Below are 309 nucleotides of genomic sequence, written 5' to 3' on the forward strand. Positions count from 1 at the left end.
TAACAAATGTTTGAGAACTACTTTTTAAATCAGCTTTCCAGATTGTTAAAGAGCAAACTTCATAAAGAAGTCAAAGACATAGATTGAACATCGTTCAATACATGGCTTTTGCTTCTCGCAAAATTCAGTACCGATTATGGTGGAGCTATGCGGGATCGAACCGCAGACCTCCTGCGTGCAAAGCAGGCGCTCTCCCAGCTGAGCTATAGCCCCGTAATCGAAGTGGTGGGTCTGAGTGGACTCGAACCACCGACCTCACCCTTATCAGGGGTGCGCTCTAACCACCTGAGCTACAGACCCACTTCGTGT

2 tRNA genes are annotated in these 309 nt (G+C 47.2%); both read right to left on the bottom strand.

Going from position 1 to position 309, the window contains the following annotated elements:
- Positions 1–137 precede the first annotated feature (137 nt).
- Positions 138–213, bottom strand: a tRNA-Ala gene (locus ACW5W8_RS24015).
- A 10-nt stretch (positions 214–223) separates the two neighbouring features.
- A tRNA-Ile gene (locus ACW5W8_RS24020) sits at positions 224–300 on the bottom strand.
- Between the last annotated feature and the right edge of the window lie 9 nt (positions 301–309).

It is taken from the genome of Aeromonas aquatilis, assembly GCF_054052405.1.